This window comes from Bartonella sp. AP331QHHD (assembly GCF_042195905.1).
Taxonomy (GTDB): domain Bacteria; phylum Pseudomonadota; class Alphaproteobacteria; order Rhizobiales; family Rhizobiaceae; genus Bartonella.
Genome location: NZ_JBHIPG010000047.1, coordinates 1 through 1,638, shown reverse-complemented (window position 1 = coordinate 1,638; position 1,638 = coordinate 1). Strand labels below are relative to the sequence as shown.

General features: G+C 35.7%; 2 protein-coding genes. One reads left to right on the top strand and one right to left on the bottom strand.

All coding sequences use genetic code 11. The features are described 5' to 3' along the window. The coding region (locus ACFIMS_RS05525) for a tyrosine-type recombinase/integrase (protein WP_375681014.1) at window positions 1-955 on the top strand (955 nt) is incomplete at its 5' end. Window positions 956-1,163: 208 nt separating this feature from the next. On the opposite strand, the gene ACFIMS_RS05520 is transcribed toward ACFIMS_RS05525, so the two are convergent. After that, a complete protein-coding gene (locus tag ACFIMS_RS05520; protein WP_375696465.1) occupies window positions 1,164-1,532 on the bottom strand; it encodes a helix-turn-helix domain-containing protein in 369 nt (122 codons plus the stop codon). Window positions 1,533-1,638: the final 106 nt, after the last annotated feature.

The window sequence follows — 1,638 nt, the reverse complement described above, 5'->3', positions numbered from 1 at the left end:
CAAACGCATTAGAATACGCGGTACCTATGGAACGCAAGAGTTTGTTGATAACTACAAAAGCGCACTTGCCGAGTTACAAGGACTTATACTTCCTAAATCAAAAACCGGTAAACTTGTTGAAGGGTCATTTGCATGGCTGCTTAAACAATACTTTAACAGCGTTCATTGGCATAGCCTTGCTAAAGCTACGAAAAGACAAAGAGAACTTATCCTTATGAAGGTATGTGATGCTATAGGAAACATTCCATACAGAGAAATAAAGAAATCACATATTACAGCGGGTGTTGAACGCCGCAAAGAAAAACCAACAGCTGCCCAAAATTTTCTAAAAGCACTTAATGGACTTTTTAATTGGGCGATCGATCAAGAACTTCTGGAGAATAACCCAGCTTTAGGAATAAAAAGACCTCCTCTCAACAACAAAGATGGATTTGCTGTTTGGACAGAAGAAGATGTTGAAAAATATTATCACCATTGGTCACATGGTTCACATGAACGCGTCTGGATTGATGTTCTTCTTTACACGGGTTTGCGTCGTGGTGATGCGGTCCGCATTGGTTGGAACGATGTCAAAGATAATATCATTCATCTCAAGACAGAGAAAAGTAAATTCCAAACAGATGTTTTTCTACCCATTTTGCCTGAATTAGCAGAAACTCTAAAAATTGGTCCTATTGGAAATGAAACATTCATTTGCGGAAAAAACGGAAATAAACTCGTAAAAGAAAGTTTTGGCAACCTTTTTCGTGAGGCTTGTAACGTAGCGGGAATCAAAAAATCAGCACATGGCTTAAGAAAATTAGCAGCAACACGCGCCGCTAATTCAGGTGCAACAGTATCACAACTCAAGGCAATTTTTGGATGGACCGACGACAACATGGCATCTCTTTATACAAAAAGCGCAGATCGCAAAAGGCTAGCTATAGAAGCGATAAAAAAGCTCCAAAAAAAATGAGGGATAGTGCTATAAAAAACATTAATGGAATCAATAATGATAAATTTCCCCCATATCGCAATAACTCATTTATTTTATTTAAAATTATTGAAACTCTTTTGGGCACCATGTTCTTTTTTATCCAAAATAATTTATTGATTTTCCATATATTTTTTACAGTGAGGGACGCGTAAATAAAAGTTAGGGAATAGGATTTTTCAACCTATCTCTATAGGACGCCTCTTTTTTTGCAAACTTTCTCAAGAACGTCTTTTAATTCTGCTAAGTTTTGTTGTGAAAAATTCTCTAAATTTCTAACAAACTCACCAACAGCTTCATACCTCAACGGATCAGAAGTCTTGATTGTAAAACTTTTTCGATAAGAATAGGCTTCTTTTTTTAAGAGAGAAGCCATAGCTTTATCTAAACCATAAAGCTCTATGATCTTTTCCTCCAGTCCTACAGGAACAGATTTTTTGCCAATCTCGACAGAAGATAAAAATGCTACAGATATGTCTAATTTCTTAGCCATATCTAAGAGGCGTTCTGAGTGATCAATGCGAAGTTTCCGTAAAATTTTACCAAAAGATGTAACCATATAAAAAGTCCTATTAGAGAAGAAATATTTTCTTCTGATTCTAACAAATCTTTTTATGATTTTCTTCAATTATTGCGAATCAAGAGTTCTTTTCGGGGTGTTTTTT